At 58.6% G+C, this 21,213-nt stretch carries 20 protein-coding genes; 4 read left to right on the top strand and 16 right to left on the bottom strand.

What is annotated here, in order from left to right; all coding sequences use genetic code 11:
- Positions 1-5: 5 nt before the first annotated feature.
- From glmM to rlmE, 4 genes are all read right to left on the bottom strand, one after another.
- Positions 6-1,343 carry a phosphoglucosamine mutase gene (gene glmM, locus HX814_RS17480; RefSeq protein ID WP_003212196.1) on the bottom strand — a complete coding sequence of 446 codons (1,338 nt, stop codon included), beginning with the start codon at positions 1,341-1,343 and terminating at the stop codon, positions 6-8.
- 16 nt (positions 1,344-1,359) lie between these two features.
- Positions 1,360-2,211 (bottom strand): dihydropteroate synthase, encoded by an 852-nt coding sequence (gene folP / locus HX814_RS17475; protein WP_087693399.1) that lies wholly within the window; start codon positions 2,209-2,211, stop codon positions 1,360-1,362.
- Between the two features lie 8 nt (positions 2,212-2,219).
- Positions 2,220-4,130 (bottom strand): ATP-dependent zinc metalloprotease FtsH, encoded by a 1,911-nt coding sequence (gene ftsH / locus HX814_RS17470; protein WP_008436840.1) that lies wholly within the window; start codon positions 4,128-4,130, stop codon positions 2,220-2,222.
- A 200-nt stretch (positions 4,131-4,330) separates the two neighbouring features.
- Positions 4,331-4,981 (bottom strand): 23S rRNA (uridine(2552)-2'-O)-methyltransferase RlmE, encoded by a 651-nt coding sequence (gene rlmE, locus HX814_RS17465; RefSeq protein WP_003212203.1) that lies wholly within the window; start codon positions 4,979-4,981, stop codon positions 4,331-4,333.
- A gap of 105 nt (positions 4,982-5,086) precedes the next feature.
- Between rlmE and yhbY the strand changes: the two genes are divergently transcribed.
- A complete protein-coding gene (yhbY, locus tag HX814_RS17460) occupies positions 5,087-5,395 on the top strand; it encodes a ribosome assembly RNA-binding protein YhbY (protein WP_003212205.1) in 309 nt (102 codons plus the stop codon).
- 8 nt (positions 5,396-5,403) lie between these two features.
- Here the strand turns inward: yhbY and HX814_RS17455 are convergent, their stop codons facing one another.
- From HX814_RS17455 to grpE, 8 genes are all read right to left on the bottom strand, one after another.
- Positions 5,404-5,808 (bottom strand): hypothetical protein, encoded by a 405-nt coding sequence (locus tag HX814_RS17455; protein ID WP_003212207.1) that lies wholly within the window; start codon positions 5,806-5,808, stop codon positions 5,404-5,406.
- A 28-nt stretch (positions 5,809-5,836) separates the two neighbouring features.
- A complete protein-coding gene (gene greA / locus HX814_RS17450; protein ID WP_003212209.1) occupies positions 5,837-6,313 on the bottom strand; it encodes a transcription elongation factor GreA in 477 nt (158 codons plus the stop codon).
- A complete protein-coding gene (carB, locus tag HX814_RS17445) occupies positions 6,310-9,531 on the bottom strand; it encodes a carbamoyl-phosphate synthase large subunit (RefSeq protein ID WP_003212212.1) in 3,222 nt (1,073 codons plus the stop codon). The genes greA and carB overlap by 4 nt, the downstream gene beginning before the upstream one ends.
- A gap of 105 nt (positions 9,532-9,636) precedes the next feature.
- On the bottom strand, positions 9,637-10,773 hold the full coding sequence (carA, locus tag HX814_RS17440) for a glutamine-hydrolyzing carbamoyl-phosphate synthase small subunit (protein WP_003212214.1): 1,137 nt from the start codon (positions 10,771-10,773) through the stop codon (positions 9,637-9,639).
- A 259-nt stretch (positions 10,774-11,032) separates the two neighbouring features.
- On the bottom strand, positions 11,033-11,839 hold the full coding sequence (dapB, locus tag HX814_RS17435) for a 4-hydroxy-tetrahydrodipicolinate reductase (RefSeq protein ID WP_003212216.1): 807 nt from the start codon (positions 11,837-11,839) through the stop codon (positions 11,033-11,035).
- A gap of 10 nt (positions 11,840-11,849) precedes the next feature.
- Positions 11,850-12,974, bottom strand: a complete 1,125-nt coding sequence (gene dnaJ / locus HX814_RS17430) for a molecular chaperone DnaJ (protein WP_003212219.1) — start codon at positions 12,972-12,974, stop codon at positions 11,850-11,852.
- A gap of 316 nt (positions 12,975-13,290) precedes the next feature.
- Positions 13,291-15,207 carry a molecular chaperone DnaK gene (dnaK, locus tag HX814_RS17425; protein WP_003212222.1) on the bottom strand — a complete coding sequence of 639 codons (1,917 nt, stop codon included), beginning with the start codon at positions 15,205-15,207 and terminating at the stop codon, positions 13,291-13,293.
- Positions 15,208-15,309: 102 nt separating this feature from the next.
- A complete protein-coding gene (gene grpE, locus HX814_RS17420; protein WP_003212224.1) occupies positions 15,310-15,870 on the bottom strand; it encodes a nucleotide exchange factor GrpE in 561 nt (186 codons plus the stop codon).
- Positions 15,871-16,123: 253 nt separating this feature from the next.
- Here grpE and recN point away from each other — a divergent pair, with 253 nt between their 5' ends.
- The gene (gene recN / locus HX814_RS17415; protein WP_177009216.1) at positions 16,124-17,797 is read left to right on the top strand and encodes a DNA repair protein RecN; all 1,674 of its coding nucleotides are present in this window, start codon (positions 16,124-16,126) and stop codon (positions 17,795-17,797) included.
- Positions 17,798-17,893: 96 nt separating this feature from the next.
- Here recN and fur read toward each other — a convergent pair whose 3' ends face one another.
- Positions 17,894-18,298 carry a ferric iron uptake transcriptional regulator gene (gene fur / locus HX814_RS17410; RefSeq protein ID WP_003212228.1) on the bottom strand — a complete coding sequence of 135 codons (405 nt, stop codon included), beginning with the start codon at positions 18,296-18,298 and terminating at the stop codon, positions 17,894-17,896.
- Between the two features lie 98 nt (positions 18,299-18,396).
- Between fur and HX814_RS17405 the strand changes: the two genes are divergently transcribed.
- Positions 18,397-18,924, top strand: coding sequence for an outer membrane protein assembly factor BamE (locus HX814_RS17405; RefSeq protein ID WP_003212232.1), 528 nt, complete (start codon positions 18,397-18,399; stop codon positions 18,922-18,924).
- Positions 18,925-18,986: 62 nt separating this feature from the next.
- On the opposite strand, the gene HX814_RS17400 is transcribed toward HX814_RS17405, so the two are convergent.
- Both HX814_RS17400 and HX814_RS17395 read right to left on the bottom strand, forming a co-directional pair.
- Positions 18,987-19,301: an RnfH family protein gene (locus HX814_RS17400; protein WP_177009217.1), complete on the bottom strand. Its 315-nt coding sequence runs from the start codon at positions 19,299-19,301 to the stop codon at positions 18,987-18,989.
- Complete coding sequence (locus tag HX814_RS17395; protein WP_003212236.1) at positions 19,294-19,728, bottom strand: type II toxin-antitoxin system RatA family toxin; 435 nt, start codon at positions 19,726-19,728, stop codon at positions 19,294-19,296. Before HX814_RS17395 ends, HX814_RS17400 begins: the two co-directional genes overlap by 8 nt.
- A gap of 168 nt (positions 19,729-19,896) precedes the next feature.
- Between HX814_RS17395 and smpB the strand changes: the two genes are divergently transcribed.
- Positions 19,897-20,379, top strand: a complete 483-nt coding sequence (gene smpB / locus HX814_RS17390; RefSeq protein WP_003212238.1) for an SsrA-binding protein SmpB — start codon at positions 19,897-19,899, stop codon at positions 20,377-20,379.
- A gap of 55 nt (positions 20,380-20,434) precedes the next feature.
- On the opposite strand, the gene HX814_RS17385 is transcribed toward smpB, so the two are convergent.
- Positions 20,435-21,202, bottom strand: a complete 768-nt coding sequence (locus HX814_RS17385) for an FCD domain-containing protein (RefSeq protein ID WP_003212240.1) — start codon at positions 21,200-21,202, stop codon at positions 20,435-20,437.
- Between the last annotated feature and the right edge of the window lie 11 nt (positions 21,203-21,213).

The raw sequence follows: 21,213 nt of genomic DNA, 5'->3' as shown, positions 1-21,213 counted from the left end.
CGAATTCAGGCGCAAACTTCAGTTACCAGTTTTGCCAGCTCTTCGGCATAGCCGCGAACCTGTGTTTCGTCCTCGCCCTCGACCATTACACGCACCAAAGGCTCGGTACCCGACTTGCGCAGCAAGACCCGGCCACGCCCCGCCATGGCGGCAGTCACGCGCTCACTGGCCTCTTTGACAGCCGGATGCTCGATAGGGTTGTCACCGCCTGCAAAGCGCACGTTGAGCAGCACTTGCGGGCACTTGCGCAACGCCTGCCGCGCCTGGGCCAGGCTTTCTTCACGGCGACGCAGCGCCAGCAGCACCTGCAGCGCCGCAATGATCGCATCCCCGGTAGTCGTGTGCTGGAAGCAGACGATATGACCGGAATTTTCGCCACCCACCTGCCAATTACGCTCCAGCAGGTCGGCAATCACGTAGCGGTCACCGACATTGGCGCGCACAAACGGGATCCCCAGATCTGCCAGGGCCAGCTCCAGGCCAAGATTGCTCATCAAGGTACCGACGACGCCGCCTTGCAGCTTGTTACGCTCATGCAGGTCACGGGCGATGATGAACAACAGGTCGTCGCCATCGACGATCGCGCCAGTGTGGTCGACCATCAATACGCGGTCGCCATCACCATCGAACGCGATGCCCAAGTCGGCATGCTCAGCCAGGACAGCCGCCTGCAACTGACCCATGTGGGTTGAGCCGCAGTTGTCGTTGATGTTCAGGCCGTTCGGCTGCGCCGACAGTACAGTAACGTCTGCGCCAAGCTCCTTGAACACACTCGGTGCGACTTTGTACGTCGCGCCGTGGGCGCAGTCGATGACGACCTTCAACCCGGCAAAATTGGTGCTGCTTGGCACGCTGCTTTTGCAGAACTCGATGTAACGGCCGGAAGCGTCGTTAATCCGCGAAACCTTGCCCAGCTTGCTCGATTCGACGACGGTCATCGGCGCATCCAGCAACTCTTCGATCATGTGCTCGATCTCATCCGGCAGCTTGGTGCCCTGGCCTGAGAAGAACTTGATGCCGTTGTCATCGTGGGGATTGTGCGAAGCGCTGATCACGATACCGGCTTCAGCATGAAAGGTACGCGTCAGGTAAGCGATCGCCGGCGTAGGCATCGGCCCCAACAGCATCACATCAGCGCCGGCAGCAGACAGACCTGCCTCCAGCGCAGACTCAAACATATAACCCGAGATACGCGTGTCCTTGCCCACCAGGATACGGCAGGCCCCCATGCTGCGGAACGCCATGCCGGCGGCCCAGCCCAGCTTGAGCATGAAATCGGGAGTAATCGGGAATTCGCCGACCCGACCGCGAATGCCATCGGTGCCAAAATACTTTTTAGTCATAAGTGCTCCATCATTCTTATTCGGCTGATTCAACCGCTGCGATCATCCGCACTACATCTATCGTCTCGGCCACGTCATGCACGCGCAAGATGCGCGCACCCTTGACCACGGCAAGTGCCGCAAGTGCCAGGCCGCCATGCAGCCGCTCACCCACCGGACGATTCAACGCCAGACCTATCATGCTCTTGCGCGAAACCCCGACCAACAAGGGGCGACCAAGGGCATGCAGGGATTCCATATGCTTGAACAGGCTTAAATTGTGCTGCAAGGTCTTGGCAAAGCCAAATCCCGGGTCGAGGATTATCCGCTCGGGAGCAATCCCCACCGCCGCGCATTGAGCCATGCGCTCGGCAAGAAAACCTTTCACTTCACCGACCAGATTGTCGTAATGCGGGTCGTCCTGCATCGTGCCCGGCTCGCCAAGCATATGCATCAGGCAAACCGGCAGCCCCGTCGCGGCGGCCGCATCCAGAGCGCCATCGCGCTGCAAAGAGCGCACATCGTTGATCAACCCTGCACCCAGCCGCGCAGTTTCGCGCATAACGGCAGGGGTCGAGGTGTCGACAGAGATGATGACGTCCAGCTCTTGATGGATGCGCTCGACAATCGGAGCAACCCGTTCCAGCTCCTCCAGGGGAGAAACTGCGCGCGCGCCGGGCCGGGTTGATTCGCCACCGACGTCAATCAGAGTCGCACCGGCAGCCACCATCGCTTCCGCATGGCGCAACGCAGCATCAAGCTGACTGAAGCGACCACCATCGGAAAAGGAATCAGGGGTTACATTAAGAATGCCCATAACGTGTGTATGGGCCAAATCAAGAACCCGGCTGCCGCAAGGCAACCGGGTCGAGGACAACGCAGAAGTCATTTCAAACCTTAATGGTCAGCAGCCGGGCCGCCGATCGGGGCTTCAGGGCGTTCGTTCTGTACCACTGGCGGCGTGCCCGAAGTACCCGAACCACCTTCCCAATCGCGAGGCTCGCGAGGCGTACGACCAGCCATGATGTCGTCAATCTGCTCGGCATCAATGGTCTCGTACTTCATCAGGGCATCAGCCATGGCGTCGAGCTTGTCGCGGTTGTCGGTGAGGATCTGCTTGGCCGTGCCGTAGCACTGGTCAATGATGCTGCGCACCTCGGAGTCGATCAGCTTGGCTGTCTCGCCGGAGAAGCTGGCAGCTTGACCACCACCACCGCGACCCAGGAATACTTCGCCTTCTTCCTCGGCATACATCAAAGGACCGAGTTTCTCCGACAGACCCCACTTGGTCACCATGTTCCGTGCAATCTGGCTGGCACGCATGATGTCGTTGGAGGCACCGGTGGTAACACCGTCGAAGCCCAGGGTCATCTCTTCGGCGATCCGGCCGCCATACAGCGAGCAGATCTGGCTGATCAAGGCACGTTTGGAGAGGCTGTAGCGATCCTCTTCCGGCAGGAACATGGTGACGCCCAGCGCCCGGCCACGAGGAATGATCGATACCTTGTAGACCGGGTCATGCTCAGGCACAACGCGACCAACAATGGCGTGACCGGCTTCATGATAAGCGGTGTTCTGCTTCTCTTTCTCGGACATGACCATGGATTTGCGCTCGGCGCCCATCATGATCTTGTCTTTCGCCAGCTCGAACTCCTTCATTTCAACGATGCGCTTGCCGGTACGGGCGGCAAACAGCGACGCCTCGTTCACCAGGTTGGCAAGGTCGGCACCGGAGAAGCCTGGAGTACCACGGGCAATCACGGCCGGAGCCACGTCGTCGCCCATTGGCACTTTGCGCATGTGCACTTTCAGGATCTGCTCACGACCACGGATGTCTGGCAACCCGACAACGACCTGACGGTCAAAACGGCCCGGACGCAGCAACGCGGGGTCGAGTACGTCTGGACGGTTGGTTGCGGCGATCACGATGATGCCGTCGTTCATTTCAAAGCCGTCCATCTCAACCAGCAACTGGTTAAGCGTCTGCTCACGCTCATCATGACCGCCGCCCATGCCGGCGCCACGATGGCGACCAACGGCGTCGATTTCATCGATGAAGATGATGCACGGAGCGTGCTTCTTGGCCTGTTCGAACATATCGCGAACACGGCTGGCACCTACGCCGACGAACATTTCGACGAAGTCGGAACCGGAAATGGTGAAGAAAGGTACTTTGGCTTCGCCGGCAATGGCCTTGGCCAACAGGGTTTTACCGGTACCTGGCGGGCCAACCATCAGCACACCGCGAGGAATACGGCCACCCAGGCGCTGGAACTTGCCCGGATCGCGCAGGAACTCAACCAGTTCGCCCACTTCTTCCTTGGCTTCGTCGCAACCAGCAACGTCAGCCAGGGTGGTTTTCACCTGATCTTCGGAAAGCAGGCGCGCCTTGCTCTTGCCGAAGCTCATCGGCCCGCCCTTGCCTCCCGCACCACCTTGCATCTGGCGCATGAAGAACATGAACACGGCGATAATCACCAGTATCGGGAAGCTGGCCACCAGGAGTTGGGTCCAGATGCTCTGCTGCTCAGGCTGCTTGCCTTCGACAACCACGTGGTTATCCACCAGGTCGCCGATCAGGCCATTGTCCTGGATTGCCGGACGGATGGTCTTGAAGCTGTCGCCATCGTTGCGCTTGCCGGTAATCACGTAGCCATCAACCGCTACGCGCTCGACCTTGCCATCCTTAACTTGCTGGATGAAGTCGGAATAGTTGAGGGTCTGCGGCTCGTTAGGGCTGGAGAAGTTGTTCATCACCGTCACGAGGACAGCCGCGATGATCAACCACAGGATCAGATTCTTTGCCATATCGTTCAATTAACTACCCTCTGAAGCAAGCTCCGCTACTGGCGCGTGCTTCGCATGATATTCACCGGCCTAACTTACTACATTACCTACAACTCTGGCAGGCGCCGTCTGTAACCCTTTGTGAAACTTTGACTACACAATATTCGTAAAGCTTCGTGACGAAAGCGATATAAAAAAACCTATCGCCTCCGTCAAATTTCTCAAAAACGCTCTTCACTGGCAGCGCCTTCAATGCCACGGAAGCCGCGACCCAGCAAATACTGCTCGCGAGACCTGTCCCGGGAAGAGTCAGGCTTGCGTGTCTGTACCTTGTCGAACAGTTTGCGGATGTTCTTGTGATACTCGTCGAAGCCTTCACCCTGGAAGACCTTGACCAGGAAGTCACCACCCGGACGCAGTACCCGTCCTGCCAGGTCCAGTGCCAATTCGCACAGGAACATGGCTCGCGGCATATCAACAGCCGGTAATCCACTCATATTGGGGGCCATATCGGAAATCACAAGGTCTACCTGCGAATTTCCGACGGCCTCAAGGATCTGTGCCAGCACTTCATCCTGGGTAAAATCGCCGTGAACAAAGGTCACGTCAGGGATGCTGTCCATTTCCAGGATGTCGGAAGCGATCAAACGACCTTGTCCACCAATCAGACGACTGGTCACCTGGGACCAGCCACCCGGGGCGGCACCCAGGTCGATAACGCTCATGCCAGGACGGATCAACTTGTCCTTTTCCTGGATCTCCAGCAGTTTGTAGCTGGCCCGGGAACGGTAGCCATCCTTTTGCGCCATTTTGACGTAAGGGTCGTTGAAATGCTCTTGCAGCCACTTAAGGCTAGTTTTGGAACGGGCCACGGGCCACCTCGAAAATAAAACGGGTCGTGATTAACTGGGCGGTCCCGGACTCGCTCGGGTAAACTGGCCGCCGCTTTTTACAAGATCAGACGCAGGGGTCAGATTATGCCGCTCACTCAAGAGCAGAAGAAACAGTACAAATCCATTGGCCACCATCTGAAACCAGTTTTGATTGTGGCTGACAACGGTTTGACTGAAGGTGTGTTAGCCGAACTTGAACGCGCATTGGGCGATCACGAGCTAATCAAGATCAAGGTCAGCATCCTTGATCGCGAGGCGCGCCTGGCAGCTATTGCAGAACTGTGCAAGGCTGGCAAAGCGGACCTGGTTCAGGTCATCGGCAAGATGGCGCTGCTGTATCGCAAGAACTTCAGCGCCAACAAGCAACTGTCGAACGTACACCGCTTCAAGTGAAACAAGGGTCACGGGCGTGCTTCGCACGCCCTGCCACTCCATCCCGGCGCCGGCTGTACAACCAGCACCAACCCGGAAAACCCTAGCACAAGATAGCTGAACAGCTGCCAGCGCAACGCCTCCGGCAGAAAGATACGCACCACGCAAAACATTGCGCACGCATACAGCGCCATCAACAGCAGTTGCCCGCGAATATCCCGCCACAGACTCCCCAAGCCTTCGGCCTTGATCAGCACCAGCGCCTGAAGCGTCACGCACGCCGCTGCAAAACCTACCAGCAACGCGCTTAATAATCCGCTGACCTCATCGATCAGCAACGGTGCCAGGCCAATCAGGCCCAGCGCCGGCAGCACACCAATATGTAACAGCCATAGGCCGCCAACCCAAAGCATCTGGGCAAACTGCCAAAGCATGGCGCCCGCACGAAGCGGGCGCCGTCTTTCAGATGTGACGAACTTCGACAATCTCGTACTCGATCACGCCACCAGGCGTCTTGACGGCCACCACGTCACCCTCTTCCTTGGCAATCAAGGCGCGGGCCAGCGGCGAACCGACGGAGATCTTGCCGAGTTTGAAGTCGGCCTCGTCTTCACCCACGATGTGGTAAACCACGCTTTCGTCAGTCTCGACGTTGGCGATTTCCACGGTGGTGCCGAAAATCACCTTGCCGGTATGCGGGATGGTCGTGACGTCGATAACCACCGAATTCTGCAGGCGGCCTTCGATGTCACGGATCCGCGCCTCGACCATACCTTGCTGCTCGCGGGCAGCATGGTATTCAGCGTTTTCCTTCAGGTCACCCAATTCCCGGGCCGTACCGATGTCCTGGCTCAGCTTTGGACGGACGACCTTGGTCAGGTGGGCGTGCTCTTCTTCCAGGGCTTTTGCGCCCTGGACGGTCATTGGGTATTTGATCATGCCTTCAATCCTGCGTGTAGATCCTGCAAGCGACGCACGGTTTTTTCAGGACCGAACTTCAGCGCTTCGCAGATAGCTTCGCCAGCAGCAATGGTGGTGGTGCAGTAGATCTTGTGCTGCAAGGCGTTACGACGAATGGAGTAGGAGTCCGCGATCGACTGGCGACCTTCGGTGGTGTTGATGATCAGGGTGACTTCGTCATTCTTGATCATGTCGACCACGTGTGGACGGCCTTCCGTTACCTTGTTCACGCGACGCACTTTCAGGCCGGCAGCCTCGATCAGCTTGGCGGTCCCGGCAGTGGCCACGACTTCGAAGCCCAAGTTGATCAGATCACGGGCCACGCCTGCAACCAGCGGCTTGTCATCATCGCGCACGCTGATGAACGCAGTACCGCCGGTAGGCAGCACTTCGCTGGCGCCCATCTGGGCTTTGGCGAATGCTTCACCGAAGGTATCGCCCACGCCCATCACTTCACCGGTGGACTTCATCTCCGGGCCCAGGATCGGGTCCACACCAGGGAATTTGGCGAATGGGAACACCGCCTCTTTCACACTGTAGAAGTTCGGAATGATTTCCTTGGTGAAGCCGATTTCCTTCAAGGTCTTACCGGCCATCACACGGGCAGCAATCATTGCCAGGGAAACACCGATGCACTTGGAAACAAACGGCACGGTACGCGAGGCGCGCGGGTTGACTTCGATGACGTAGATGTCTTCGCCTTGCAGCGCCAACTGTACGTTCATCAGGCCGACCACGCCCAGTTCCAGGGCCATTTTCTTGACCTGTTCGCGCATCTCGTCCTGGATGTGTGCAGGCAGCGAGTATGGCGGCAGCGAGCAAGCGGAGTCACCGGAGTGAACGCCAGCCTGTTCGATGTGCTGCATGATCGCGCCGATCACCACGTCGGTGCCGTCGCAGACCGCATCCACGTCCATCTCGATGGCGCAGTTGAGGAAGTGGTCCAGCAGCACCGGGCTGTCGTTGGACACTTTCACCGCATCACGCAGGTAACGCTTGAGTTCGTCTTCTTCGTAGACGATTTCCATCGCCCGGCCGCCCAGTACGTAGGACGGACGCACCACCAGCGGGTAACCAATCTTGCTGGCCGCGCGGATCGCTTCGTCTTCGCTGCGCACAGTGGCGTTTGGCGGCTGACGCAGGTTCAGGCGCTCAACCATCTGCTGGAAGCGTTCACGGTCTTCGGCACGGTCGATAGCGTCAGGGCTGGTACCGATGATCGGCACGCCAGCAGCTTCAAGTGCGCGAGCCAGTTTCAACGGGGTTTGGCCGCCGTACTGGACGATCACGCCTTTTGGCTTCTCGACGCGGCAGATTTCCAGTACGTCTTCCAGCGTTACCGGCTCGAAGTACAGACGGTCGGAAGTGTCGTAGTCAGTGGAAACAGTTTCCGGGTTGCAGTTGACCATGATGGTCTCGTACCCGTCTTCGCGCAGGGCGAGAGCGGCGTGTACGCAGCAATAATCGAACTCGATGCCTTGGCCGATACGGTTTGGACCGCCGCCCAGGATCATGATCTTGTCGCGGCCCGACGGCGCGGCTTCGCACTCTTCCTCGTAGGTGGAGTACATGTATGCAGTGTCGGTGGCGAACTCGGCCGCACAGGTATCAACGCGCTTGTAGACCGGGAAGATGTCCAGCTTGTGGCGATGGGTGCGCAGGTTCTTCTCGGTCACGCCCAGCAGCTTGGCCAGACGCATGTCGGAGAAACCTTTGCGCTTGAGGCGGAACATCAGGTCGCGGTCGATGGAGGACAGACCGAGGGTCTTGACCTTCTCTTCTTCCTTGATCAGATCTTCGATCTGCACCAGGAACCACGGGTCGATCATGTTCATGCCGAAGATGTCTTCGACGGTCATGCCGGCGCGGAAAGCATCGGCCACGTACCAGATACGCTCGGCACCCGGCACGGTCAGCTCGCGCTTGAGCACGCTCATGCTTTCCGGGTTGCTCAGGTCGAGCTTCTCGTCCAGACCGCAAACGCCCACTTCCAGGCCGCGCAGGGCTTTCTGCAGGGACTCCTGGAAGGTCCGGCCGATGGCCATGACTTCACCGACCGACTTCATCTGAGTGGTCAGGCGGGCGTCGGCTTTCGGGAATTTCTCGAAAGCGAAACGTGGCAGCTTGGTGACGACGTAATCGATCGACGGCTCGAAGGAAGCTGGCGTTGCGCCGCCGGTGATTTCGTTCTGCAGCTCGTCCAGGGTGTAACCGATCGCCAGCTTGGCGGCGATGCGCGCAATCGGGAAGCCGGTAGCTTTCGATGCCAGCGCCGAAGAACGCGATACACGCGGGTTCATCTCGATCACAACCATGCGGCCAGTGTCCGGGCAGATGCCGAACTGGACGTTGGAGCCACCGGTTTCCACACCGATCTCACGCAGCACCGCCAAAGAGGCGTTACGCATGATCTGGTATTCCTTGTCCGTCAGGGTCTGTGCCGGCGCAACGGTGATCGAGTCACCGGTGTGCACGCCCATCGGGTCGAAGTTTTCGATCGAGCAGACGATGATGCAGTTGTCCTTCTTATCGCGGACAACCTCCATCTCATATTCTTTCCAGCCGATCAGGGATTCGTCGATCAGCAGCTCTTTGGTCGGAGACAGGTCCAGGCCGCGGGCGCAGATTTCTTCGAACTCTTCACGGTTGTAGGCGATACCGCCGCCGGTGCCGCCCATGGTGAAGGACGGACGGATGATGCACGGGAAGCCCAGGCGCTCCAGGACCGCGTTGGCCTCTTCCATGCTGTGGGCGATACCGGAACGCGGGCAATCAAGGCCGATGGACTTCATGGCCTTGTCGAAACGCGAACGGTCTTCAGCCTTGTCGATGGTGTCGGCATTGGCGCCGATCATCTCTACGCCGAACTTCTCCAGGACGCCTTCGCGCTCCAGGTCCAGTGCGCAGTTCAGGGCGGTCTGGCCACCCATGGTTGGCAGCAGTGCGTCCGGACGCTCTTTCTCGATGATCTTGGCAACGGTCTGCCACTTGATCGGCTCGATGTAGGTGGCGTCGGCCATGTCCGGGTCGGTCATGATGGTGGCCGGGTTGGAGTTCACCAGGATGACGCGGTAGCCCTCTTCGCGCAGGGCTTTACAGGCCTGGGCGCCGGAGTAGTCGAATTCGCAGGCCTGGCCGATCACGATCGGGCCAGCGCCGAGAATCAGGATGCTTTTTATGTCTGTACGTTTTGGCATGGGTTTGTCACTCAAATCCGCAGGTCAGTCGGCAAGCCGTCTTGAACAATCTTTGAAGAGCCCGAGGGGGCCGCCGGTTTCCCGGGCCGCCCTCAGGCCGCTCAGTTAGCGTCGCTTGGCCATCTCATTGATGAAACGGTCGAACAGCGGCGCTACGTCGTTCGGGCCCGGGCTTGCTTCAGGGTGGCCCTGGAAGCTGAACGCGCTCTTGTCGGTGCGCTCAATACCTTGCAGGGAACCGTCGAACAGCGACTTGTGAATCGCCCGGACGTTGCCCGGCAGCGTCGCTTCATCTACCGCAAAACCGTGGTTCTGGCTGGTGATCATCACGACGCCGGTGTCCAGGTCCTGCACCGGGTGGTTGGCACCGTGGTGGCCGTGACCCATTTTCAGGGTCTTGGCGCCGGAAGCCAGGGCCAGCAGTTGGTGGCCGAGGCAGATGCCGAACACCGGGATCTCGGTTTCCAGCACTTCCTTGATCGCCTTGATGGCGTAGTCGCAAGGCTCCGGGTCACCCGGGCCGTTGGACAGGAACACGCCGTCCGGCTGCAGGGCCAGTACGTCGTTGGCCGGGGTCTGCGCAGGCACCACGGTCACGCGGCAACCGCGCTCGACCAGCATGCGCAGGATGTTGTGCTTGATACCGTAGTCGTAGGCCACGACGTGGTACGGCAGTTCGGAAGCTTCGATGGTCGCGTGGCTGTCGGTCTTCAAGTCCCAGACGGTGGAGCGCCACTCGTACGTTTCCTTGGTGCTGACGACTTTCGCCAGATCCATGCCTTTCAGGCCAGGGAAACCTTGGGCCGCTGCGATCGCCGCTTCTTCGGAGATGTTGTCACCGGCCATGATGCAGCCGTTCTGCGAGCCTTTTTCACGCAGGATGCGTGTCAGACGACGCGTATCGATACCGGCGATCGCCACAACGTTGTTGGCTTTCAGGTAATCGGACAGGGACATCGTGTTACGCCAGTTGCTCGCTACCAGTGGCAGGTCACGAATGACCAGGCCAGCCGACCAGACACGATCAGACTCGGCGTCTTCCGGTGTAGTACCGGTGTTGCCGATGTGCGGATAGGTCAGGGTAACGATCTGTTGGGCGTAGGAAGGATCAGTAAGGATTTCCTGATAGCCGGTCATGGCGGTGTTGAACACCACCTCTCCAACGGTCTGACCGTCGGCTCCAATGGCTTCGCCGCGAAAAATGCTGCCATCAGCAAGGGCGAGTATGGCTGGCTTAGTCAAGAAGACCTCCCGTAAATAAAGCCTGAAAGGGCGATCGCAGGTTGTAAAAAAGCGGAGTGACGTATGGACACGTCACCCCGCTTCTTCACTGAATTATTCTGCGCGCTTTTAGTGGACACACTAAAGCTGTAGCTTACAGAAAAAGGCTTTTTTGGTCCACCGCTAATGAGCCTTAAAGGCAGGGGAATGCGACAGGACGTCGCCTAGCGGGTAAAAACGGGGCCTCAGCATATTCCTGAGACCCCGTTTTAGCTACGTCTTAATGCAGGTCCAGCACGTCGCGCATGTCGTACAGGGCCGGCGCACGACCCTCAAGCCACAGCGCCGCACGTACAGCACCCTTGGCGAACGTCATACGGCTAGACGCCTTGTGGGTGATCTCAAGACGCTCACCCTCGGTTGCGAACAGCACGGTGTGATCGCCCACCACATCACCGCCGCGAACGGTGGCAAAACCGATGGTGTCGTGGGCGCGGGCACCGGTATGGCCTTCGCGGCCATACACCGCCACCTTCGACAGGTCACGACCCAGGGCATCGGCAATCGCCTCGCCCATACGCAATGCCGTACCGGACGGCGCATCGATCTTGTGCCGGTGATGAGTCTCGATGATCTCGATGTCAGCCTCATCACCCATCACCCGCGCCGCCATGTCGAGCAGCTTCAGCGACAGATTGACGCCGACGCTGAAATTGGCCGCGAACACGATTGGAATATCCTTGCCCGCCTCCACCAGCAGCTGCTTTTGCTCGGCGCTCAGGCCCGTTGTGCCGATCACCATGGCCTTGCCCGCCTTGCGGCAGAACGCCAGGTTTTTCAGCATCACGTCCGGCAGGGTGAAATCGATCAGCACGTCGAACTCGTCGGCAACCTGCTCCAGATTGCCGGACAACGAAACGCCGATCCGCCCCAGGGACGCCAACTCACCGGCGTCCGCACCAATCAAGGTGCTGCCGGGACGAACAATCGCCGCCGTCAGCCCGGAGGCCGGCGAGCGCGCCTGCACGGCCTCGACCAGGGTCTTGCCCATGCGCCCGGCAGCGCCCATCACCGCGATACGTCGCATACTCACTTCCTTACAGGTCGCCGAAGAAGCGCTTCACGCCTTCGAACCAGCCGGTGGTCTTTGGCGAATGAGTGTCATCGCCGGCCAGGGAGCTGCGGAACTCTTCCAGCAGTTCGCGCTGACGACGCCCCAGGTTCACCGGCGTCTCTACCGCCACACGGCACATCAGGTCACCAGCACCGCCACCGCGCACCGGCGCAACGCCTTTGCCACGGATACGGAACTGCTTGCCGGTCTGCGTACCCTCAGGGATCTTCAGCTTGACCCGACCGTCCAGCGTCGGAATCTCAAGCTCGCCACCCAGGGCCGCATCGACAAAGCTGATCGGCACTTCACAGAACAGATGCTTGCCGTCGCGCTGGAAGATCGAGTGCTCGCGCACATTGATCACCACGTACAGGTCGCCCGTCGGGCCGCCCTGAGTGCCCGCCTCGCCTTCGCCCGACAGACGAATGCGGTCGCCGGTATCAACACCCGCCGGCACTTTCACCGAGAGGGTCTTGTACTCTTCGACACGCCCCTCGCCGTGGCACGAGTCGCACGGATCGGAAATGATCTTGCCCTGGCCGTGGCAGCGCGGGCAGGTTTGCTGCACCGAGAAGAAGCCTTGCTGCATGCGTACCTGGCCGATACCGCCGCAAGTCGGGCAAGTGATCGGCGAGGAGCCTTTCTTGGCGCCCGAACCGTCGCACGGCTTGCAATTGACCAGCGTCGGAACACGGATATTGACGCTGGTACCGCGCACCGCTTCTTCCAGGTTCAGCTCCAGGGTGTAGCGCAGGTCGCTGCCACGCTGGGCACCGCCACGCTGGCCACCACGGCCGCCGCCAAAGAAGTCGCTGAACACGTCGCCGAAAATATCGGAGAAGTTCTGCCCGCCGAAACCGGCACCGCCGCCACCCATGCTTGGGTCGACACCAGCATGGCCATACTGGTCGTAAGCGGCGCGCTTGTTCGGATCACACAGGCATTCGTAGGCCTCATTGGCCTCTTTGAACAGCTCTTCGGATTCTTTGCTATCCGGATTACGGTCCGGGTGGTGCTTCATTGCCAGGCGACGGTAAGCCTTTTTCAGGTCCGCCTCGCTGGAGCCGCGCTCCACACCCAACACTTCGTAATAGTCACGCTTTGCCATAAGTCTTTGCACTCTTAAGGACGTCCGGCAAAACCCTCCTGAGCCTTGCCAAACTCGTTGAGCCCCAATACAGGCCCGGACCCAACTCACGTCAATTCAACGATCCTGGTCGTTACTGCTTTCAACCGGAAACCGGCCAAAAACGCGGTGACTGTCGTCCGGAAAGCAGGAGCATTCCCGATCACACCGCCAGCATCCGAGCGTTGTCGCATGCTGTAAAAATTCGCGTACCCCAGACACGCCAACGCGGGAGCAAGCTCCCGCGCGGCGACATCCTACCAGTCACCGCTTGTGAGCGGTCAACCGGGCGACCAAGTTACTTCTGGTCTTTGACTTCTTCGAACTCGGCATCGACAACATCGTCGTGCTTGGCTTCAGGTTCTGCCTGGTGTGCAGCACCATCAGCCGGCTGGCCTTGTTCGGCGTACATTTTCTGAGCCACTGGCGCAGAGACTTTCGACAGCTCTTCAACCTTGGCTTCGATAGCAGCCTTGTCGTCGCCTTTAACGGCGGCTTCCAGGGCAACTACTGCGGCTTCGATTGCAGTTTTCTCTTCGGCAGTCACTTTGTCGCCAGCGTCAGCGATCATTTTGCGAGTCGAGTGAACCAGTGCATCACCCTGGTTACGGGCAGCGGCCAGCTCTTCGAACTTGCGGTCTTCGTCAGCGTTGGCTTCAGCGTCACGGATCATCTGCTGGATTTCTTCCTCGGACAGACCCGAGTTAGCCTTGATCACGATCGACTGAGTCTTGCCGGTGGCCTTGTCTTTGGCGCCTACGTGCAGAATGCCGTTGGCGTCGATGTCGAAGGTCACTTCAATTTGTGGCACGCCACGTGGTGCTGGTGGAATCTCGGCCAGGTCGAACTTGCCCAGGGACTTGTTCTGACCGGCTTGCTTACGCTCACCTTGCAGCACGTGAATGGTCACGGCGCCCTGGTTGTCGTCGGCAGTCGAGAACACTTGCGATTTCTTGGTAGGAATCGTGGTGTTTTTCTCGATCAGCGCAGTCATCACGCCGCCCATGGTTTCGATACCCAGGGTCAGCGGGCTTACGTCCAGCAGCAGAACGTCTTTCACGTCGCCGGCCAATACCGCACCCTGGATGGCAGCACCCATGGCAACTGCTTCGTCCGGGTTCACGTCTTTACGCGCTTCTTTACCGAAGAACTCGGTAACCAGCTTCTGAACCAGTGGCATACGGGTCTGACCGCCCACCAGGATCACGTCGTTGATCGCGCCAACGTCGATACCCGAGTCTTTCAGCGCAATGCGGCAAGGCTCGATGGTGCGTTGAACCAGGTCTTCTACCAGCGCTTCCAGCTTGGCGCGGGAGATTTTCACGTTCAAGTGCTTAGGACCGGTAGCGTCTGCAGTGATGTACGGCAGGTTCACGTCGGTCGAATTGCTCGAAGACAGTTCGATCTTGGCTTTCTCAGCGGCTTCTTTCAGGCGCTGCATGGCCAGCGGGTCACCCTTGAGGTTCATGCCGCTTTCTTTCTTGAATTCGTCAACGAGGTAGTCGATCAGACGAATGTCAAAGTCTTCACCGCCCAGGAACGTGTCACCGTTGGTGGCCAACACTTCGAACTGGTGCTCGCCATCGACTTCAGCGATTTCGATCACGGAAACGTCGAAGGTACCGCCACCCAGGTCGTAAACGATCACAGTGTGGTCGCCCTTGGCCTTGTCCATACCGTAGGCCAGAGCGGCTGCGGTTGGTTCGTTGATGATACGTTTCACGTCCAGGCCAGCAATACGGCCGGCGTCTTTGGTCGCCTGGCGCTGGCTGTCGTTGAAGTAGGCCGGAACGGTGATCACCGCTTCAGTCACGGCTTCACCGAGGTAGTCTTCGGCGGTTTTCTTCATCTTTTTCAAGATTTCAGCCGAGATTTGTGGCGGCGACATTTTCTGGCCGTTCACTTCAACCCAGGCGTCGCCGTTGTCAGCCTTGGCGATTTTGTACGGGACCATCTTGATGTCTTTCTGTACGACTTCTTCGTCGAACTTACGACCGATCAGACGCTTCACCGCGTACAGGGTGTTATGCGGATTGGTCACAGCTTGACGCTTGGCGGACTGGCCCACCAGGATTTCGCCGTCGTTGGCATAAGCCACGATGGACGGAGTGGTGCGTGCGCCTTCAGCGTTTTCAATAACTTTGGATACGCCGTTTTCCAGCACGGAGACGCAGGAGTTGGTAGTCCCCAGGTCGATACCGATAATTTTGCCCATGATTTACTCTCCCGAAACTTAGATTTTTTTGCCGCAGCAGTGGTGGCTAACTGCGGCAGTACTTAAACGCTTGACTTATAGATGGGGCCGTTACGACTTATTTCAAGCCTGCTCATCAATAGAAGGTGCAACCGGTGCAGGAGCCTTGCTCACCACAACCATTGCCGGGCGCAGCAAGCGACCATTGAGCTGGTAACCCTTCTGGAACACCTTCAATACGCTGTTCGGCTCAAGATCAGCGTTTTCCTGCATCGCCATTGCCTGGTGATGCTCGGCATTGAACGGCTCGCCGCCTTGCGGATCGATAGCTTCCAGCTGATAACGCTTCAGGGTGTCCTGGAACATTTTCAGAGTCAGTTCGATCCCTTCGCGCATTGGGCGGATGTTTTCGTCGTCCGGATTGGACAGCTCAAGGCCACGCTCCAGGCTGTCGATGATCGGCAACAGATCACCGGCAAATTTTTCCAGGGCGAATTTGTGAGCTTTTTCTACATCCTGCTCGGCGCGGCGGCGGACGTTCTGCAGATCAGCGGCAACACGCAACGATTGATCCTGTGCGCCTGCCAATTGCTCTTCGAGCACTTGCACACGAGCGGCCAGGTCTTCACCTGCGGCCTGGTTGGCGTCTGGATTTTGCGTATCCTGCGTCTGTTCGTCAGCCATAGATTTCTCCTTTCAAAATCATGCGCGAACTCGACTCGCGCTTCTGTTCCGGTATATGGGGCCACAATTTTCAGGTTCAAGGGTTGAGGCGTGACCAAAAGTCTTTCACTTGTCCTGGATCAATTCTTATCAATCATTCCCTGTTGCGCTTAAAAAGCCAGTTATTCAAGCAAATCGGACTAAGCATCAGGATTGTCACCTCCAAACAAAACACTGTATAAATAACCAGACCTAAAGCCTGGGAGCGGCCGTCATGCTGGTGCACCTGTCCGTACATAACTACGCCATCGTTGAACATCTGGATCTTGAACTGGATCGCGGGATGAGCGTAATCACAGGCGAAACCGGCGCCGGCAAGTCGATCATGCTCGACGCCCTGGGCCTGACCCTGGGTGATCGCGCCGACAGCGGGGTGGTACGGCCGGGCGCCGACAAGGCCGATATCCTCGCCACCTTTGACCTGGCCGATATCCCGGAAGCCGAGGCCTGGCTTGCCGAGCGCGACCTTAACAATGAAGGCCCGTGCATCCTGCGCCGGGTGATCACGGCCGAAGGGCGCTCCCGCGGCTATATAAATGGCACGCCCTGCCCGCTCGGCGATTTGAAAGCCCTGGGCGAACTGCTGATCGATATCCACAGCCAGCATGAACACCAGTCCCTGCTGAAAACCGACACCCATCGCCGACTCCTCGACGAATACGCCGGTGCCACCGATCTTGCGCGCCAGGTGCAATTGGCTGCGCAGCGCTGGCGCCAGACCCGCCAGGAGCTGGAGCGCCTCTCCAACTCCGGCGACGAGCAGCGCGCCCGTCACCAGTTGCTCAGCTACCAACTGGAAGAACTGGAAAGCCTGGGGCTCGGCGAGACGGAACTGGAGCAACTGGAACAGGAACACAAGAACCTCACCAACGCCGAAACCCTGCTGGGTATCTGCCGGCAAGTGGTGGAGCAGTGCAGCGAAAGTGATTCCGGCAATGTGCTCAACGCCCTGACTGCCAGCCTGAACCGGCTATCCAGCGTGAATAACGCTTCGGGCTCGCTGAACGAAGCCACCACCTTGCTGACCAGCGCGCAAATCCAGGTAGAAGAAGCCGTGGGCGAACTGAACCGCTTTCTCGATCACTTCGATGCCGACCCAGCACGCCTGCAGGATATAGAAGAGCGCCTGGACACCATCTACACCCTGGCGCGCAAACACCGGATCCAGCCGACCGAAGTCGCAACCATGCAACAAAAGCTGCTGGATGAAATTGAAACCCTGAACGCCAACGACGAATCCATCGAGCGACTGGGTGAAGAGCTGGCGTCCTTTGCTCATCATTATCACGAGAAAGCCCGAGAGCTCAGTGACCTGCGCCATCAGGCAGCGACCGGCCTGGCCAGTGCGGTAGAGCAGGAAATCCAGCGCCTGGGCATGCCCGGCGGGCGCTTCACCATCGAGTTGCACACCAACACCAGCAATGAACTGCTGCCCAACGGCCTTGAACAGGTAGAACTGCTGGTCAGCGCGAACCCGGGCCAGCCACTCAAGGCACTGGCAAAGGTAGCTTCCGGCGGCGAGCTGTCGCGGATCAGCCTGGCGATTCAGGTGATCACCGCCCAGACCTCTCGCGTGCCAACACTGGTATTCGATGAAGTGGACGTAGGGATCGGCGGCCCGACGGCCGAGATCGTGGGCCAGTTGCTGCGCCGGCTGGGCGATCGCGGCCAGGTACTGACCGTCACCCACTTGCCACAAGTAGCCGCCCAAGGGCATCAGCACTTGTTCGTGCACAAGGTGCGAGGCAGCGATGCGACCCATACCGCCGTGTCCAAGCTGAACAAGACTGAACGGGTAGAAGAAGTGGCGCGGATGCTCGGCGGCATCGACCTGACCAAGGAGTCCTTGGCTCACGCGAAGAAAATGGTGGTAACCGCGAAGGTCTGAAGCCTGGCTTACTGAGTATTTTCTTTCTATAGAAAGCACGAAGGCGACCCTAGGGTCGCCTTCGATCGTTTCGCAGAGCGAATCTGCGTAGCTTTCTTACTTTTTCTTACGTATGTAGAGAACCAGATTGTGGTCCACCAAATCGAATCCATGCTGCTCAGCGATCATGTGCTGGAGCTTCTCGATTTCCGGACTGGTGAACTCGATAACCTCATTGGTATCCAGGTCAACCATGTGGTCGTGATGACCGCCGTCGGCCAATTCGAACACTGCATGACCGCCGTCGAAATTATGACGAACCACCAGTCCTGCTGCTTCAAACTGGGTCAGAACACGGTAAACCGTGGCCAGGCCGACGTCCTCGTTAGACTCCATCAGCGCCTTGTATACATCCTCGGCACTCATGTGGCGCTGCTCAGCAGAATCGAGCATTTGTAGAATCTTGACTCGTGGCAGAGTCACTTTAAGACCGGCTTTGCGTAGTTCGCTATTTTCAACCATGGTTAGCTTTCTCGCGGATGCTGCTTCGCAGCTTCTCTTAATACGGGTATGATCGGCGTTTACGTTGTCCCAGCCAAGATAGTGGAAGTCGCCCACCGATGCAAAACACCAAGCTCTTGCTAACCAGTTTCACCTTTGTGGGACTGCTCGCACTCGCCGGTTGTTCATTCCCCGGGGTTTACAAAATCGACATCCAGCAGGGCAATGTCGTCACGCAGGACATGATAGACCAGTTACGCCCGGGAATGACCCGACGGCAAGTACGGTTTATCATGGGCAATCCCCTGCTGACCGACACATTCCATGCCGATCGCTGGGATTATCTCTATAGCATCCAACCTGGTGGCGGTGAACGCCAGCAGGAGCGGGTCAGTGTCATCTTCAATGGCAATGACCAGCTCGTCAGCCTGTCGGGGGACTTCAAACCGGGCGTAAGCCGCGATGAAGCCTTGCTGGGCAAGGACAACGGCACCACCGCTCCTGCGCCCGCGCAGAACGAGGAGAAGCCCAAGTCCGAGGTACCGGCCAAGCCCGGCTCCTTGCTGGACGAGATCCAGAAAGGCGTCGACGGCGTACAAACCGTTCCGGTGCCGACTCCAGAACCCCTGGATGCCAGCCCGCAATAAGTTTGCAGCGCTCGATAAAAAGCCCGGCATGCCGGGCTTTTTGTTGCCTGCTGTTTCGCAAGCTATGAATTCTGCTGTTTTGCCTTGGCGGCCTTGGCCGCACGCAAACGACGTATCTCCATCGGATCTGCGAGCAATGGCCGATAGATCTCGATTCGGTCTCCAGCCTGCACCACACGCACGTCAGCGTCTGCCACCACCTTGCCGAAAATCCCCAAGGGGCAATCCTGCAGATTCAGCTCCGGAAATTGCGCAGCCATCCCCGAGCCCAACACTGCGGCCCTGAGGGTTGAGCCCGGTGCTACTGCCAGGCTCATCAACACCTGGCGATCCACCGCGGCGTACACCACCTCGATTTCAACCAATGGCTCAGCCATGCATTTGCTTGGCGCGCTGGCAAAACGCGTCCACCAGAGTATTCGCCGCCTGATTGAACAGTGGCCCCAGGGTGGCACGCACGATAGGGCCGGCATAGTCGAACGACAGGTCCAGGCTGATCTTGCAGGCTTTCTCGTTCAACGCCTTGAACACCCACACACCGTGCAACTGAGTGAACGGCCCTTCTTCGAGATTCATCTCGATGGACTGCCCGGGCACCAGCGTGTTGCGCGTGACAAAGTGCTGGCTCAAGCCGCCCTTTGCCACCCCCACGCTGGCAACCATGTGCTCATCACTGCTCTCCAACACCTCGGCAGTCGAACACCAAGGCAGGAACTCCGGGTAACGCGCCACGTCGTTGACCAGGTCATAGAGCGCCTGTGCCGGATAAGGCAACAGGGCCGAACGTTGAATATGCGTCGTCATGTGAGCGTTATTTCCACAGCTGAGCGGCAAACATCGCGAAAGGACAACAGGATTCGCGAAAGAAAAAAATCAAAAACCAGCCTGCATTGTCCGGGATTCATTCAACACGCTCAAGCACGCAGGTTGACCGTAGCCGACGCGCTCGCAACTCCCTATAATGCCGCCCCTATGGCTAAACAAAAGAAACACCCAACAGGGACCATCGCGCAAAATAAAAAGGCGCGACACGATTACTTCATCGAACATCGTTTCGAGGCTGGTCTGGTCCTGGCCGGCTGGGAAGTAAAAAGTCTGCGTGCCAGCAAGCTGCAGCTGGTCGACAGTTATGTGCTGCTCAAAGACGGCGAGGCATGGCTGCTCGGCAGTCATATCACGCCGCTGATGACCGCCAGCACCCACGTAATCGCCGACCCGGTGCGCACGCGCAAGCTGTTGCTCAATGCCCGCGAGCTGGAAAAGCTCCACGCCGCCGTGCAGCAAAAGGGCTACGCCTGTGTCTGCCTGTCGTGGTACTGGAGCAAGCACCTGGTCAAGTGCGAGATCGCACTGGGCAAGGGCAAGAAGGAATACGACAAGCGTGATACCGAGCGCGAGCGCGATTCCAACCGGGAATTGCAGCGTGCCGTGCGCAACAAGGGCAAGGAAGACTGACTTTCTTGTGACTTGATGTGGATGACGGAGCCCGCTCCCTCATCCACAGCATTTGCTACATCCCTTTGCGCCGTTCCGCCCGGGCCATGCGCTGAACCTCCTGCCGCACTTCCTCCAGCACTTCCTGCACATACAGCAGGTGACGTGTTGAGACTTCCCGTGCCTGCTCGGCACGCCCCTCGATAATCGCCAGGTACAGGTCCCGATGCTGATTGATCAGCATGTCGCGGGTCTCCGTACGCTGCTGGTACATGCCGCCAATATTGGTCACCACATTACGCTTGAGCAGGTCGAACAGGCCGCGAATGGTGTGCAGCAATACCGCGTTATGGCTGGCCTCGGCGATGGCCAGGTGAAACCTCGCATCCGCCGCACCCTCTTCCGCCCGACTCACTTCATCCGACCGCGTGTAGCAATCCTGCAACTCCTCGAACGCCGCGGTCAGCCGCTCGCGGTCCACCTCAGTGGCACGCAACGCTGCGTAATACGCGCAAGAGGCCTCCAGGGTCTGACGAAACTCCAGAAGATCACGCTGAGCCTCCGGATTATTTTCCAGCAGATGCAGCAGCGGATCACTGAAGGTTGAACCCAGCGACTCCACCACATAATTGCCACCACCTTGGCGACTGATCAGCAAACCTTTTGCCACCAGCTTTTGGATCGCCTCACGCAACGACGGCCGCGACACCCCGAACTGCTCGGCCAGTGCGCGCTCGGCCGGCAAGCGCTCGCCCGACTTCAGCGTGCCCTCAAGGATCATGCCCTCAAGCTGCTCGACGATGTCGTCAGACAAACGGCGCTGACGCACCTGATCAAACCCCATAACTCACTCTC

Source organism: Pseudomonas sp. C8002, assembly GCF_013385765.1.
Taxonomy (GTDB): domain Bacteria; phylum Pseudomonadota; class Gammaproteobacteria; order Pseudomonadales; family Pseudomonadaceae; genus Aquipseudomonas.
Note: the sequence above shows the minus strand (reverse complement) of the source record. Positions and strands in the feature narration are given on the sequence as shown.

Bases quoted from the DNA above. Each gene is read 5' to 3' on its own strand.
- ftsH (WP_008436840.1), bottom strand. From the start codon at position 4,130: ATGGCAAAGAATCTGATCCTGTGGTTGATCATCGCGGCTGTCCTCGTG.
- dapB (WP_003212216.1), bottom strand. From the start codon at position 11,839: ATGCGACGTATCGCGGTGATGGGCGCTGCCGGGCGCATGGGCAAGACC.
- grpE (WP_003212224.1), bottom strand. From the start codon at position 15,870: ATGGCTGACGAACAGACGCAGGATACGCAAAATCCAGACGCCAACCAG.
- HX814_RS17400 (WP_177009217.1), bottom strand. From the start codon at position 19,301: ATGGCTGAGCCATTGGTTGAAATCGAGGTGGTGTACGCCGCGGTGGAT.
- yhbY (WP_003212205.1), top strand. From the start codon at position 5,087: ATGCCGCTCACTCAAGAGCAGAAGAAACAGTACAAATCCATTGGCCAC.
- glmM (WP_003212196.1), bottom strand. From the start codon at position 1,343: ATGACTAAAAAGTATTTTGGCACCGATGGCATTCGCGGTCGGGTCGGC.
- recN (WP_177009216.1), top strand. From the start codon at position 16,124: ATGCTGGTGCACCTGTCCGTACATAACTACGCCATCGTTGAACATCTG.
- greA (WP_003212209.1), bottom strand. From the start codon at position 6,313: ATGATCAAATACCCAATGACCGTCCAGGGCGCAAAAGCCCTGGAAGAA.
- HX814_RS17405 (WP_003212232.1), top strand. From the start codon at position 18,397: ATGCAAAACACCAAGCTCTTGCTAACCAGTTTCACCTTTGTGGGACTG.
- dnaJ (WP_003212219.1), bottom strand. From the start codon at position 12,974: ATGGCAAAGCGTGACTATTACGAAGTGTTGGGTGTGGAGCGCGGCTCC.
- HX814_RS17385 (WP_003212240.1), bottom strand. From the start codon at position 21,202: ATGGGGTTTGATCAGGTGCGTCAGCGCCGTTTGTCTGACGACATCGTC.
- carB (WP_003212212.1), bottom strand. From the start codon at position 9,531: ATGCCAAAACGTACAGACATAAAAAGCATCCTGATTCTCGGCGCTGGC.
- fur (WP_003212228.1), bottom strand. From the start codon at position 18,298: ATGGTTGAAAATAGCGAACTACGCAAAGCCGGTCTTAAAGTGACTCTG.
- folP (WP_087693399.1), bottom strand. From the start codon at position 2,211: ATGACTTCTGCGTTGTCCTCGACCCGGTTGCCTTGCGGCAGCCGGGTT.
- smpB (WP_003212238.1), top strand. From the start codon at position 19,897: ATGGCTAAACAAAAGAAACACCCAACAGGGACCATCGCGCAAAATAAA.
- HX814_RS17455 (WP_003212207.1), bottom strand. From the start codon at position 5,808: ATGCTTTGGCAGTTTGCCCAGATGCTTTGGGTTGGCGGCCTATGGCTG.
- HX814_RS17395 (WP_003212236.1), bottom strand. From the start codon at position 19,728: ATGACGACGCATATTCAACGTTCGGCCCTGTTGCCTTATCCGGCACAG.
- dnaK (WP_003212222.1), bottom strand. From the start codon at position 15,207: ATGGGCAAAATTATCGGTATCGACCTGGGGACTACCAACTCCTGCGTC.